The 14,262-nt window shown below is 50.6% G+C and carries 13 protein-coding genes; 7 read left to right on the top strand and 6 right to left on the bottom strand.

Annotated elements, in window-relative coordinates; translation table 11 throughout:
• Nucleotides 1-486 precede the first annotated feature (486 nt).
• Nucleotides 487-906 (bottom strand): YjbQ family protein, encoded by a 420-nt coding sequence (locus tag JW878_07825; GenBank protein ID MBN1762964.1) that lies wholly within the window; start codon nt 904-906, stop codon nt 487-489.
• 112 nt (nt 907-1,018) lie between these two features.
• On the opposite strand from JW878_07825, the gene JW878_07820 reads away from it, so the two are divergent.
• Together JW878_07820 and tpiA are read left to right on the top strand one after the other, a co-directional pair.
• Nucleotides 1,019-1,759 carry an HAD-IA family hydrolase gene (locus JW878_07820; GenBank protein ID MBN1762963.1) on the top strand — a complete coding sequence of 247 codons (741 nt, stop codon included), beginning with the start codon at nt 1,019-1,021 and terminating at the stop codon, nt 1,757-1,759.
• A gap of 52 nt (nt 1,760-1,811) precedes the next feature.
• Nucleotides 1,812-2,501, top strand: coding sequence for a triose-phosphate isomerase (gene tpiA, locus JW878_07815; GenBank protein ID MBN1762962.1), 690 nt, complete (start codon nt 1,812-1,814; stop codon nt 2,499-2,501).
• Nucleotides 2,502-2,555: 54 nt separating this feature from the next.
• Here tpiA and JW878_07810 read toward each other — a convergent pair whose 3' ends face one another.
• The 4 genes from JW878_07810 to metG form a co-directional block, all read right to left on the bottom strand.
• A complete protein-coding gene (locus JW878_07810) occupies nt 2,556-3,356 on the bottom strand; it encodes a hypothetical protein (protein ID MBN1762961.1) in 801 nt (266 codons plus the stop codon).
• A 132-nt stretch (nt 3,357-3,488) separates the two neighbouring features.
• Nucleotides 3,489-4,490: a homoserine dehydrogenase gene (locus JW878_07805; GenBank protein MBN1762960.1), complete on the bottom strand. Its 1,002-nt coding sequence runs from the start codon at nt 4,488-4,490 to the stop codon at nt 3,489-3,491.
• Between the two features lie 45 nt (nt 4,491-4,535).
• Nucleotides 4,536-5,027: an amino acid-binding protein gene (locus JW878_07800; protein MBN1762959.1), complete on the bottom strand. Its 492-nt coding sequence runs from the start codon at nt 5,025-5,027 to the stop codon at nt 4,536-4,538.
• A gap of 158 nt (nt 5,028-5,185) precedes the next feature.
• The gene (gene metG, locus JW878_07795; GenBank protein MBN1762958.1) at nt 5,186-6,814 is read right to left on the bottom strand and encodes a methionine--tRNA ligase; all 1,629 of its coding nucleotides are present in this window, start codon (nt 6,812-6,814) and stop codon (nt 5,186-5,188) included.
• A gap of 374 nt (nt 6,815-7,188) precedes the next feature.
• On the opposite strand from metG, the gene comD reads away from it, so the two are divergent.
• The 4 genes from comD (at nt 7,189) to JW878_07775 (ending at nt 11,047) form a co-directional block, all read left to right on the top strand.
• Nucleotides 7,189-8,319, top strand: coding sequence for a sulfopyruvate decarboxylase subunit alpha (comD, locus tag JW878_07790; protein MBN1762957.1), 1,131 nt, complete (start codon nt 7,189-7,191; stop codon nt 8,317-8,319).
• Between the two features lie 162 nt (nt 8,320-8,481).
• The gene (locus JW878_07785; GenBank protein ID MBN1762956.1) at nt 8,482-9,492 is read left to right on the top strand and encodes an ABC transporter substrate-binding protein; all 1,011 of its coding nucleotides are present in this window, start codon (nt 8,482-8,484) and stop codon (nt 9,490-9,492) included.
• 9 nt (nt 9,493-9,501) lie between these two features.
• Nucleotides 9,502-10,281 carry an ABC transporter permease gene (locus tag JW878_07780; protein ID MBN1762955.1) on the top strand — a complete coding sequence of 260 codons (780 nt, stop codon included), beginning with the start codon at nt 9,502-9,504 and terminating at the stop codon, nt 10,279-10,281.
• Between the two features lies 1 nt (nt 10,282).
• Nucleotides 10,283-11,047, top strand: coding sequence for an ABC transporter ATP-binding protein (locus JW878_07775; protein MBN1762954.1), 765 nt, complete (start codon nt 10,283-10,285; stop codon nt 11,045-11,047).
• Between the two features lie 36 nt (nt 11,048-11,083).
• Here the strand turns inward: JW878_07775 and JW878_07770 are convergent, their stop codons facing one another.
• Nucleotides 11,084-11,689 carry an Hsp20/alpha crystallin family protein gene (locus tag JW878_07770; protein MBN1762953.1) on the bottom strand — a complete coding sequence of 202 codons (606 nt, stop codon included), beginning with the start codon at nt 11,687-11,689 and terminating at the stop codon, nt 11,084-11,086.
• 466 nt (nt 11,690-12,155) lie between these two features.
• Between JW878_07770 and acs the strand changes: the two genes are divergently transcribed.
• On the top strand, nt 12,156-14,114 hold the full coding sequence (gene acs / locus JW878_07765; GenBank protein MBN1762952.1) for an acetate--CoA ligase: 1,959 nt from the start codon (nt 12,156-12,158) through the stop codon (nt 14,112-14,114).
• Nucleotides 14,115-14,262 lie beyond the last annotated feature (148 nt).

Here is a 14,262-nt window from a genome sequence, read left to right as displayed (position 1 = left end):
TAATCCTCCTTTACAGAAAAAGAAAGAAAAGAGGACTCATAAAAACGAATACATCGATGTGTAACCTTTTTTGGTTTACTTAACAGTAGGGTAAGCTTTAAATAGGAGCTTAGCTAAATTTGAATGCACGATGGATTATGTCAGAAGAAGAAGAAAAATACCGGGGATTGGGCTGTGCTGTCACTAGTTCCGGGAATCGTAATAGAAGTCAGCGTACAAGAACTCAGTTGCACGCAGATCCCGAAACCGAGGGGCATGATGAGAATTTTATTCGAAGCCGTAAACTCATGCTCAATCTCTGGGACAGATACGGAAGAGAATATTAGCTGAAAGTACGCCACTATACGCGTGGATTCGAACCGCCACTTTCGCGTTTGTGATAAGTCACTTTTTGATATTCTATTTTTGTTGCGTTTTCTTCGCTACCGTGCGTGTATCGTGCATTTTTCTCTGTCTTCTTAGTGCGGACCATCAGAAACTCGTCACTCACGAGCCCAGTATCTGAAGGATTATCCGCCGTGATCGTCGCTTATTGTCCAGCTCGACAAATACGACCTGCTGCCACGTGCCCAGCATCATCGTCTGATCTTTGAACGGCACGGTCAACGAGGGCCCGAGAAACGATGCGCGAATGTGCGAATGCCCGTTTCCGTCGTGCCATCGGTATTCGTGCTCGTATTCGATCCCCTTCGGGAACAACCGCTCCAGCGCAGTTGGCAAATCGCTCAACAGTCCCGGCTCGTACTCGATCGTCGTTACCGCACCGGTCGCACCGGGCACAAAGATCGTTACAATGCCGTCCGTGATCGCTGAGTCCCGTAACGCGCCGTTCACTTTCTCCGTGATATCTACAATTTCCACTTCGCCGCGAGTGCTAAACTGCAGCTCTTTCGTTACCACACTCATTTTCCTTTACCTCGTCTCCCATCTTCCCGTTTATCCACGGTACAGCAAGAAAAAGGGGCTATTTATTACGTTTCGTTTCATACTACATACATCTTTGTGCACTTATAGAGCTATGACGACGCAAACGACATATCAACTTGTCCTTCTCGACATGGACGGGACGTTCCTCGATTCGCGAGGAAAAGGAAAGATACCAAACGAATGGGCCTATAACGCATTCAAGAAAACGTTGAGGCAGTACAGCATAACACTCACTATCGATGAAATCAACAGGTTGTTCCTTGCTCCGTTGCGTCGCGAGGGTGCAGAAGGGGTGCGGCAATTTTGTAACCGTTTCGGATTGGACAGCGAAGAGTTCTGGGCACGACGTGAGAAGGACGTTATCGAATCAAAGATCGAAGCGATGCGAAGTGGAGTAATAAAACCCTGTGCTGGCTCAGAGGAGAGAATCCAATACCTGAGCGAGAAATGCTATCTTGCAGTCATGAGTGATTCGCAGCAAGCATGTGTGGATTATGCGCTAGATTACTTCAATTTGAAACGGTACTTCACGATCTGGTACGGGCGAAAGAGCGACTTGGAAAGTCTGGTCAAGCGGAAGCCCAATCCGTTTTACATCAATCGAATACTGGGTGAATTGAACGTCCCGCGAAAGAAAGCAATACTGGCTGATGACAGCCCGGTCGGCGTACTAGCGGCCAAAAACGCTGGTATAGATTCCGTGCTCATCTGTCAGAACGAGAGGATAAAGGCACAATGCGAATCCGAACCGACGTTTATCGTCGAGAGTATCAACGAGTTGCGGAAGGTGTTATATAAAAGAAAAAGAAAAGCGGTGAGTGCTAATAGATAGGTAGTTATTTGATAACTTTCTTTAACTTTCTTTATATGAAGGGGTAAAAGAGATGGGAACTTGGTTGGAAATCAAAACACCGGTAATCGTACTGAACGAGAAGGCGTACGTGGAATCCGCGGGCACTAAAGGCTTCGAACTCGCGCAGATCTGTGAGGAGGTTGCCACCGAGCAGGAGGTAAGTATCGTCATCTGTCCGCAGCAGGTTGACCTTGCGAAGATCGCGTCGTCGGTGAGCATACCGTGTTTCGCACAGCACGCTGAGGCGGTGGAGCCCGGCAGTCATACCGGCTTCGTAACGCTGGAATCCGTAAAGGAAGCGGGCGCAATGGGGACACTGGTGAATCATTCGGAGCACCGGCTGAAGATCGCTGATATCGATTTTATCATAAACAAAGCCGCGAGCTTAAATCTGCTCACGATTGTCTGCACGAACAATATCGCCGTGAGCACGGCAGTTGCGGAATTGAAGCCGTATGCAGTCGCCGTGGAACCGCCCGAACTGATTGGGACCGGGCGGTCGGTCTCGAAGGTTGATCCCGCGATCGTGGAGGACACGGTAAAGGCGGTGAAACGCATTGATGAGAAGTGCGTGGTGCTCTGTGGTGCTGGTGTGACCAACGGCGAGGACGTACGAGCTGCGCTCGATTTGGGTGCTGATGGTGTGCTGCTGGCTTCCGGCGTCGTCAAGGCGAAAGATCCAAAAACGGTATTGATCGATTTGGCAGCAGGATTGCAGTAAGCCGTAGAGCTGACGCAAAGCGCTCGTTTTGCGTTGCGTTACGTCCGTCCAAAGTTATCCAACGCAATCTGCTCTTACCAGTTTCAGCGGTGCCTCGCCCTTTATTTGCGTCACCAGTGTCATCAACTCGTCCAGCTTCGCAACGTTCCCTTCAACGCAGATAACGACCGAACCTTCGCCCCCGTCAATGCCGCCCGCACCTATGGGAAACGCATCGTCGGCGCCCAGGATCTTCAACGCCTCCAATTCCGTGATTACCGTGCCGTGCACAGGCATCAATCCCACCGGCCAGCCAAGCGTTTTGTAGCTTCGCTCGATTCCCACTCGCTTGGCAGCTTCGGTGATGGAATAAGGCACGGCTTTCTCAATGCCGACGGGAACGATGAAGTGCACGCCGCGCGCCATAACGGTCCCGAGCGCCGAGCCGATCGTACCGCCCACGCGATTCGCCATGAGTATCCCCGCGGTTCCCGCAGCATCCAGCGCATTTGCACCCTTTATGAACACGTCATCCGCCGATAAAGTCTCTATCGCTTCTCCCAGGCTCTCATCGCTCAGCTTTCCGTCCCTTACAATCACCTCAGTGATCCGATCTTCTTTTGGAACGATGCACAAGCCACGAGCGGTTATGACGCCTGCTGCGTATCGCTGCTTCTCTATTTTATCCGCTACTCCGGGCACGTCACGCAAAATCTCCTCGGCTACGTACGCGTTTGTCGTCCCCAGCGATATTATAATGGTTCCCTGCTTCAAAGCGCGCTGCACTTCTTCCAGATTCTTTACGCCCTTCGCAATCAGCCGCTTCGATTCCGAAGGCATGAGTGAGACTACAATTTTTTCCTTCTCTTCTCCCATCGTTCTATCAGCACCTTTTATCTGTACCTACCGTACGCACGCTCACGATTTACATGCAATAAATACCGTGAGCACTTTGCATCATGATGGAAGTTTGGCATCAGTCATCCACGGCTTTTACGCTACGTTACGCTACGAGTAGATGCTTATTATATCCGCGAGTATCGCGCTTGCTGCCTCGATCGGCCCCGCGCCCTTTCCAATGACCGTTATATCGCCCGCCAGATCCGTTTTTATCGTTGCTACGTTCAGTGTGCCGCTGACGTTCAGCGGATCGTGTTTTGGCACCAACCGTGGCCTCACCTTCAAACCGCCCTCCATGTTCACCTCACCGATTAATTTTATCACGTACCCAGCCTCTTCCGCCAATTGCAACGCGTCCGAGGTTATATTGGTAATCCCTGCCATTTCCACGTCCTTGTACGTTGCGTTCATCCCGAAGACGGCATTGGCAAGTATAACGAGCTTTACTGCGGTATCTACCCCTTCAACGTCTTTCGACGGGTCTGCCTCTGCCAAGCCGAGCTCCTGCGCCTCTTTCAGCACGTGCTCGTAGGGCAGTCCTTCCTCTGCCATTCGCGTGAGGATATAATTGCACGTGCCATTCAAAATGCCCTGTATCGAGAGCACGCCGTTACCCGCGAGATTACTGCGCACCAATGAGATTATCGGCATAGCTCCGCCGACCGACGCCTCGAATTTCAGTTCCGTGTTCTGCTTCGCTGCGAGGTTCACCAAGTGTGAATACTCTAATGCAAGCGGGCCTTTATTCGACGTGACCACGTGCCTGCCGGACTCTAAAGCGGTAACTATATGCGTCAAACCCGGCTCGCCGGTAATGACGTTCGTCGGCGTTGTCTCGACCATAACATCGTGCTCGACATCTCGTATGAGATCGAGCGTTGTCATATTATCCTGCCTTTCCCACTTCTTCTCGCCTGTCTTGAGCTTCAAGAGTTCCGCTTCGTCCAGACCGCTCTCATCAATAAAAATACCGCCCAAGTCCGCTATACCTACGATCTTTATTTCCATGCCGTATTTGTGCGCTATATCCTCCCGCTTCCTTCGTATCACTTCCGCTACGCCGGCTCCGACATAGCCAAACCCGATGATCGAAATCTTTACCGTCTTTATGTTTCGTTTCATTTTCATATCACCCTCGCATTCATACCTGCCACATCAGATCGGCGGGATAATTGTGATGTTCTTTTTGCTTGCCGTACGCTTCAGGATCTTCAACGCTTCGTCCAGTTCCTTTGTGCCTAGTGCACTGAGCGTAACCAAAGCCGAGGATTCCTTATCCACGCCAGGCATGGAAAGAGAGAGTCCCACGATCTCTGCAAATCCCGTGCGGTCTATGCTATCGATCGTCTCTCCTAAATCGGAATGCACGATATGTCCAATGAGTAGCACGACCATCGACTCCCTGAGGGACACCTCGCCGGTCCTCACCACGCTCACGCCTCGTTCCTCTAATTGTTCTACCAATCGTTCCAATCTCTTTTCCTCTATCTCAATCACCAGTTCGACCGGAATTCTCCCTGCGGGCGTCTTCTTATCCCTCTGGTGCAAAACGCTGAGAATGTTCCCCCCAAGCCCCGACACGGGCTCCAACGCGAGCACTAACTGACCCGGAATGTCCTTCAGCTCGATGTCCATGGATATTTTCATGACGATGCCACCCCTGTTTATGGTAATGATAAGGACGGGGGAATAATAAAAGGGTAACGATATGATTGAATCGACCAGTACTTACTTTACTGATCGAAGCAGAGGAACGGCCATTTCTCAAACGCATGCATCGGACTCAAGGCCGATAGCCTCACCGGTCACAATTCCACCTTCTCGAACAATCGAGTCGGCTTTTTAAACGCCTTGCCACTCTCTAGTGGCACCAGTAACTCGTCAAGCTGCACCGAATGCACGTCACTTTCCATGCCAAGCTGCTGCCACACCTCTTCCATCTTCACCGGCATCACCGCTTCCAGTAAGATGCAGATCGCTTTTATGAGCTGCAGGACGTTCTTTATTATCGCTCCGCATCGTGCTCTACCTTCTTCGCCCTGCTTTATCAAGTGCCACGGCTCCTCGCGCTGGAAATAGCTGTTCCCAAAGTCCGCAAGCTTCATTACGGCGTCAACGAGCTTCTTGAATTCGTACTCCTCTATCGCGCTGAGCACCTCATCCTTTGCCTTCCCAATCTCCGCACGGATCTCATCCTCTATATCGCCTTCGGGCACGACACCGAAATTCTTATGGGCAAATGCGAGTACACGATAGACGAGGTTTCCTAAAATCGCCACCAATTCCTTGTTCACCCGCAGTGCGAAAGACTCCCAGGAGAAATCCAGCTCCTTCGTGTGGCTCGATTGCGCGATTAAATAGTACCGTAACGTATCGGGATGGTATCGCTCCAGGAACTCCTTTACCCAGACTACGTTCCCTCGCGTCTTCGAGAACGTCTTCCCGTCAATTTTCACCATGCCAGAGGCGACGACGGCAGAAGGCAGCGAATATCCCGCACCCTCAAGCATCGCAGGCCAGAATATGCAGTGATGATAAATAATGTCCGTGCCGATGAAGTGTACAATGGCCGCCGAATCATCCTTCCAGTACCGCTCCCATGCATGTTCATCCTCGCCCCGGGCTTCGAGCAGCTCTTCGGTGAATGCAATATAGCCAATCGGCGCGTCAACCCAGACGTAAACGACGAGATCGTCTCGTCCCGGGAATTTCACGCCCCATTCCAGGTTCCTCGTGATGCACCAATCCAGCAGCTCCTTCTTCACCCATTCCCGCGCGTAGTTCCGGGCATTCAACGTCCCGCCCAGCGTATCTAAATAATCGAGCAGGAAACCGGTAAAATTGGACAGCTTAAAGAAGAAATGCTCCTGATCCTTGAAATCCGCATCGCAGCCGCAGATTTTGCAGTGCGGGTCCATGATCTCCCCGGGCTCGAGATGCTTACCGCAGCCTTGGTCACACTCATCACCGCGCGCGCTTTCGCCGCAGTACGGACACGTCCCTTCCACGTATCGATCGGGTAAGAATCGCCCGCAAGTCGTGCAAAACGCCTGCTTCATACTCTGCTTGTAAACATAGCCGTTCTCTATTAGCTTCGTTACGATGTCATTCGTCCTCTTATGATTGGTTGGGGTATCGGTCTGCCCATAATAGTCGAAATCCACATGAATCTCTTTGAAAACCTGCTTGAAATGTGCATGGTACTTCTCAATGACCTCTTCAGGCGTGATGCCCTGCGCTTCTGCACTCAGCACAATCGGCGTTCCATGCGTATCCGAACCGCTCACAAACGAGACCTCGTAGCCCATCTTCCGAAGCATTCGCACGTAGATATCCGCGGGAACATACGTCCTGAGATGCCCGATATGACACTCACCATTAACGTAGGGCAATGCCGACGTTACCAAGACCTGCTTCTCTATAGGGATCTTCATTTTTCTGCTCTGTTGTTATGGTTGCCAGCCAGCCTCAATAGCTGCGTGCAATATCAAGAAGGATAATGAGAGTTATAATACTTTCTTCGAGATTTTTTTGAACCTCGCGAATACGACCAGAAAAAGCAGCATCGATCAAGCTGTTCGTGCTCCAGTGGTGGCATGGACTATTCAATCCTGAGTTCGAGAAGCTGACTGGCTGGCTACGGATGACATCAGCCAGAAAGCTGAAAAAGGCGCGTCAAAAGCGGCAACATGAGTTGAATGTCTTAGGGATTCTTAAAATTGGGGTTTTATCAATACGCTCTAAAATAAATGTAAGAGCTGCAATAGTTATTACTTACTACGTGAATAGGGTAACCAGAAGATCCCAAATGTACGAACCAGAGCGAGCAGTACTGGAAATAGCGAAGCGAAACAGCATAGACGTTATCTCGACGCTGCCCTGTGAGAAGATAAGTGCATTGCTACAGCTTGTCGCGTGCGATCGCGCATTTTGCCATGTCGGCTTGAACCGTGAGGAGAACGGCGTTGGAATCTCTGCAGGCGCACATCTCGCAGGTGGGAAGCCGTTAATGATTATTCAGAGCACCGGGTTAGGTACCATGATAAATGCCCTTATGTCGCTTACCGTCACGTATAAACTGCCGTTACCGATACTAGCGAGCTGGCGTGGTGTTTACGCGGAGAATATCGAGGCACAGGTCCCGTTTGGTAAGGCGGTGCCCAAACTTTTGGATGCGCTGGGACTGGACTATACGATAATCGAGTCCTCCTCACAGATAGCGTTAGTAGAAGAAGTCATTCAAGACGCCTTCACTAACGAACGCCCGCATATCGCGCTTATCTTGCCGGAAACATGTGAACGCAATGGGCGAGTGGGAGATAATCCGGTACCACACGAAGGAAAGACGCGCGTAGTTGAGTATACCTGCAGACCTAAAAAGCCTGAACTGAGCAGATACGATGCGATACGCACAATAACCGACTATTTGAGCGATGAAGCCGTCATCGCGAACATAGGCGTGCCGAGCAAGGAGCTTTATGCCGCTAAAGATCGGGATTTGAACTTTTACATGCTCGGCAGTTTGGGTCAAGCCTCACCCATAGGCTTTGGCGTCTCTTTGAAATCCAAGCGGGAGACAATGGTGCTCGATGGCGATGGCAGTCTGCAGATGAGTAACATTCTACCGATTGTGGCCGAGCAGAAACTTGGGAATCTTACTATTATTTGCCTCGATAACGGCACCTGGGGTAGTACCGGCGACCAGCCGACACCCGCCGTGGATCTGGAACTGATGGCACTAAGTGCAGGCATCGAGAACACGCTGAAGGTCGGTACAGAAGCCGAGCTGCGATTAGCCTTTGAACGATTATACGAAAGAACGGGTCCACGATTTCTCCATGTCATCGTCAAACCAGGCAATGCTGAGGTGGGAAACATACCATTACGCGCAGCGCAGCTAAAGCGAAGATTCACGCAGGCACTGCGTCATGTCGTTTAGTACAAGGCTCACCCAATCGTATATAAATCGTTGCATGCCGTATTCCACAAAGAGGTAATTTAGTACCCAAAATAGTTAATGATTTAAATACCGAATCATCAGATAACAACCAATGATAAAAATGCAAGGAGCCATAGATAAAAACATAGGTAGGGGATTTACGTGGAAAGAAGAACCGTTATAAGTCTAATAGCTATAGGAGCGATTGCAGTGACTGTATTGCTTGCGGGGTGCGTAGAAAAGAAGAATACACTCAATCTGGGCTATCAGCCAAGCACACATCAACTCGCAGCGATGGTAGCAGCCGAGAAAGGATGGTGGGAAGAGGATCTTGCGAAATTCGGTATAGACGAGGTAGAACTCTTTTTGTTCCCGTCAGGACCGCCTGAGATGACCGCAATGCTTGCCGGTGATCTCGACGTCGCGTACGTAGGGACCGCACCGCCCATTTCCGCTCTGTACGAAGGTCTGGATGCGAAGATCATCGCCGGTGTCCAGACCCAAGGGTCCGCAATAGTTATCCGTCCGGAACTCGTCGAGGACTATGAACGTGACGGCGTGCTTTCTTTAAAAGGCAAGACCATAGCCACCTACCCTCCGGGTTCAATTCAGCATACGATCCTTTCAAAATGGCTTTCAGACAACGGCATAGACCCTGAAACCGATGTGGATATAAAAGCAATGACACCGAGCGACGCAGCTTCGGCTATTGGAGCGAAGTCCGTTGATGTGGTCTTTGTACCCAGCCCGCATCCCGCAATAATTGAGGATGAGGGCACCGGAACGATTGTTAAATGGTCAGGAGAAATATGGCCAAACCATGCCTGTTGTTGCCTGGTTGCCAGTGGAACACTGATACGGGAGCATCCGGAGATCGTCACACAGATCATCCAAACGCACATCAATGCTACCGAATATATCAACGAACACCCGGATGAAGCGGCGGAGATCTTTGCGAAGTGGCAGGGCGCTGATGCGTCCACGATCAAGCATTCCATGGAGATAACGGATGCGCAGTGGATCCACGATCCGCATCTGGAAGTAGAGAGTTCGCTCGGCTATGCAGAAGTGATCTACGGGATAAATCGAGAGCGATACGAAGCAAAGGGGATAGAACCGCTTCGTGAAGCGGACATCTTTGATAGCAGCTTCTACGATGAACTGGTAGGATAGCGATGGACGATGAGGCCACCGGCAGCGATACGAGAGAAAGTACTGTGGTTAGCGCCCTTGATCACAGCGATCGTCCTCTGGGAGTTTCTGGCTGGATATGTGGTAAAGAATCCCGCACTCTTGCCGCGATTTTCAGAGGTCGTCTTTTCTTTTTATTTGCTCCGGAAGAATATACCCTCTGATATACTGACCAGCTTCCTTCATTTTAGCATCGGGCTGGCATTGGCCTTTTCTATTGCACTTCCTCTTGGTATTGGTATGGGCTGGTTCAGAAACGTATTTAAAGCGGTAGACCCGATTATCGAGATTTTAAGACCTATCCCTCCGCTCGCTTGGATACCGCTTGCAATTGTGTGGTTTCATCTCACGCACTATGCCGCAGGATTTATTATATTCCTGGGTGCCTTCTTTCCTATCCTGATTGGTAGCTATACCGGATTCCGAGATGTCCCACGCGTATTGGTGGAGACGGGCAAAGTGTTAGGCTGTATTGGGGATAAAAAGTTAATACGATACGTTGCCTTACCCTATGCACTGCCTTCGGTTGCAACCGGCACCCGTGTTGGAATGGGTGTTGGCTGGATGTCTCTGGTTGCCGCGGAGATGTTTGGCGTGAGCAAGAGTGGACTTGGGTTCAGGCTGTTCAACGAATTTTACTATTGGAAGCAGATGGATTATGTTATCGCGTACATGCTCATCTTGGGCCTGTTAGCCTTGATTTTAGATCGCCTGTTCAGGCATTTTGTGGAGGATAAACTATTTAGATGGAAGAAGGGCATAGTGAAATAGAATGAATCACAAACTCAAGCTACACAACGTAACGAAGACGTTCAAGTCGGAAGAAGGAGAGATAAAGGCGTTAGACAACGTTAATCTAGAAGTCAAAGCAAACGAGTTTCTCTGCATTGTCGGGCCTTCAGGCTGCGGCAAGACCAGCTTGTTGCGGATGATCGCGGGCTTGGACTATCCTAGTAGTGGTGATATCATCCTGGATGGCGAAAAGGTGAGTGGGCCGTCCCCCGATAGAGGAATGGTATTCCAAGAATACTCGCTTTTCCCGTGGAAAACGGTGCTCAAGAATGTGGAATTTGGCTTAGAGATTCGTGGCGCCGAAGACGGCGATAGTAGGAAAACCGCAGAGCACTACATAGAGCTTGTGGGTCTAAAGGGCTTTGAAAACAGTTATCCCTACGAGCTTTCCGGCGGGATGAAGCAACGCGTGGCGATTGCACGTGCTCTTGCGACCAACCCTGCGATACTCTTAATGGACGAACCGTTTGGCTCGGTGGATGCGCAGACGAGGAATATACTTCAGAAGGAGTTGTTGGATATTTGGAAACGGACGAAGAAGACCGTTCTGTTCGTAACCCATAGCGTGGACGAATCAGTATTCCTTGCTGATCGCGTCGCCGTCATGTCCGCACGGCCGGGCCGCATCATCGCATGCATGAATATTGAAATAGCGAGACCGCGGAAAAGAACGAGCGTGGAGTCGAATGAGGTTCGAGAGCAGCTCCTTAGACTACTCGGCTCAAATAATCAAAAAACGACGTAAAGTGAAAATTAAACGACCTTCGCGCGGTCAGCTTGCTCAATCCAGAGGTATAGCGGTTCTCTTCTTCGTGTTCTCTCTCTTTTGTAGCTGCACACTGAGTACGCCATTCTTGTAGGTTGCCTTTGCCGTTTCAGGCTTGACCGGCGTCTCGAATGAGACTACCTTAAAGAACTTAATCCTGTCTTCCGTTTTAATCTCCAGCGAGCCCTCAGTAGCATGCAACCGTAAATTCTCCTTCTCGACGCCGGGCAATTCCACAACGATTTCGTACGTATCCTCCCGTTCGATAACGTCTGCTAGAGGTTCACGTTCACCGCCAGGGGAAGGCTCTAATTTCCTGTTAGCGGGTTTTACATTCCCAAATTCCTTTATCTCCGGCTCCTTGCCCGGCTCTTTCGTGTAGGAGAACCCATAGATGAACGGCCCGTATCTGCTGGACTCCTCGGGCATTTCCTCTTCTAATTTTTTCAGCATCTCTTCAAACGGGTCTTTCAACCACTCGTCGAAGTCGTGCGGCCCTCGTTTCATCATTCTCGCGAGTTCCTCCTCTGATGGCGCTGGCAGTTTCCCCATCTCATCAAGAGCTCGCTCCATATACCACTCGACCAAATCGAAAATAGAGGGACGCTTTCTTTTTTCCATGCTTTACTATTTCAGTTAGAGTTATAAAAAATTTGGACCTGTCGAGTACGGATAGTGGTTCGCGTGCCGGTTCCAACCCGTTCTCAGTCCACGCATTAACTCGACTCGCCGTTTGCCCGCGGATTCCCTTTTCCTGCTGACTCTACTACTACCCGATACCCTCTTTTGTGATCGTGCTCGAACGCAGCGCAGAGGTCCTTTGATTGGTGCGAAGAAAATCGTGCGGCTCTATCTCACCGGTTTTTTCAGAAGTTTGGGTGAGTGAAAAGCGTGCTATTTTATATAATGGTGAAAACAACGTCATGAGCGGTAGTACAATGGACTCTAACATCATGGGCAATCGATCGACGGCTCATCGCTTTAGGCGGTTTGTGTACTGTACTGGTCGATATCGATGCGACGATGGCGCTACTGACAAAACCCCCAATACCTAGTGGTGGAAAAGCTACCGGCGGAGGAGGTAAAAATGGTAAAGAAAGAATTGGATGTGTTGATGAAGGAAGAACGGGTTTTCGAACCCCCTGCGGAGTTGGTCCAGCAGAGCAACGTAAAGAGATGGATGGAGGAGCATAAAATCGCGAGCTACGATGAATTGCTCGCTAAAGCCCAGAACATAGACTGGTACTGGAGCGAAATTGCGAAGGAACTCGATTGGTTCAAGCCGTGGAGCAAAGTGCTCGACGATAGTGATGCGCCATTCTTCAAGTGGTTCACCGACGGTAAGCTCAACATAGCCCACAACGCCCTTGACCGGCACATGAATACGGGGCATAAGAACAAAGTGGCGTTTATCTGGGAAGGAGAAGACGGCGAAGTCCGGAAGATAACGTACCGGGACCTCTACATGGAGGTGAACCAATTCGCAAACGGATTAAAGAGCCTCGGCGTTGGAAAGGGTGATCGGGTGGCAATCTACCTGCCAATGATACCGGAGTTACCGATGGCGATGCTTGCCTGCGCGAAGGTTGGGGCCGTTCACTCGGTGGTCTTCTCGGGATTCAGCGCAAAGGCGCTGCGGGACCGAATAAACGATTGTAAAGCAAAGGTGCTGATAACCGTCGACGGGTTCTACAGGAAAGGGAGCACCATCGATGCAAAAGCGAGCGCAGATGAAGCATTGCTGGATGCGTCATCAATAAAGCACGTGGTGGTGGTCAGGCGAATGCATAACGGCAATATGCCAATGACCGAAGATCGCGATCTCTTCTGGGACGAACTGATAAAGGGTGAATCTACCAGTGCAGAAACGGAAGAGATGGATGCAGAAGATATACTGTATATTCTCTACACCTCGGGTACTACCGGGAAGCCGAAGGGAATCGTGCACGTGCATGGCGGTTATGCCGTTGGCATTTATGGAACCCTCAAGTATGTCTTTGATCTGAAGGACGAGGACATCTGGTGGTGTGCGGCTGACGTTGGTTGGGTTACCGGGCATTCCTATATCGTCTATGCGCCCTTGATGATGGGTGTGACATCGTTCATGTACGAAGGTGCACCGGCATTTCCCCGCGGTGACCGATGGTGGGAGATGATCGAGCGACATGGCATAACGGTACTCTATACTGCGCCGACCGCAATCAGGGCTCATATGCGCCTTGGTGATGAATGGCCGAAGAAGAACAACCTCAGCAGTCTCAGATTACTCGGGACCGTTGGTGAACCGATAAACCCTGAGGCATGGATGTGGTACTACAAGCTTATTGGCAATGAACGGTGTCAGATCATGGACACCTGGTGGCAGACCGAGACGGGGACTTTTATGATATCTCCGCTTCCGATCACGCCACTGAAGCCGGGATCAGCCACGCGGCCGTTACCAGGGATTGATGCCGCCATCTTCAACGAGGATGGTGAATCGATCACGAACAAAGGTGGGTACCTGGTAATCAAGAAACCGTGGCCTGGTATGCTCAGAACCCTCTACGGTGATCCTGAGCGGTACAAAGACGTGTACTGGAGCAGGTTCCCCGGCGTGTATCTTGCGGGGGACGTTGCACGGATGGATACCGACGGCTACTTCTGGATTCAGGGCAGGTCAGATGATGTCGTTAATGTCTCTGGGCACCGGATAGGGACAGCGGAGATCGAATCGTCTCTGGTGAGTCATGCAGCAGTTGCCGAGGCTGCGGCTGTTGGCATACCGCATGAATTGAAGGGCGAGTCGGTCATTGTATACGTCATCCTCAAGAAGGGGCAGACACCCTCAGCGGAGTTGAAGGATGAATTACGGAAGTGGGTACGGAAGGAGATCGGTCCGATTGCGGTTCCGGACGAGATGAGCTTCGTGGAGGATCTGCCGAAGACGAGAAGCGGTAAGATCATGCGCAGGGTTATCAAGGCAAAGGCGCGTGGCGAGCCAGTGGGTGACATCTCAACGCTCGCAAACCCCGAGGCAGTCGAGGCACTAGACAGGGCTCAATAACTAAGCCCTTCTTCCCTTTTCTTTTTCTTTTTTTTCTTTTAGTTTTGCTTTCATTCCTCAGTTGATAATCCCGAGTAAGTAGCCTGTACGTGGATCCGCAAAGTTTTTTATCCGTAAAACCTTACTTAGATTACGTGAGTGAGTGCGC

The organism is Methanomicrobia archaeon, from assembly GCA_016930255.1.
Taxonomy (GTDB): domain Archaea; phylum Halobacteriota; class Syntropharchaeia; order Alkanophagales; family Methanospirareceae; genus JACGMN01.
Note: the sequence above shows the minus strand (reverse complement) of the source record. Positions and strands in the feature narration are given on the sequence as shown.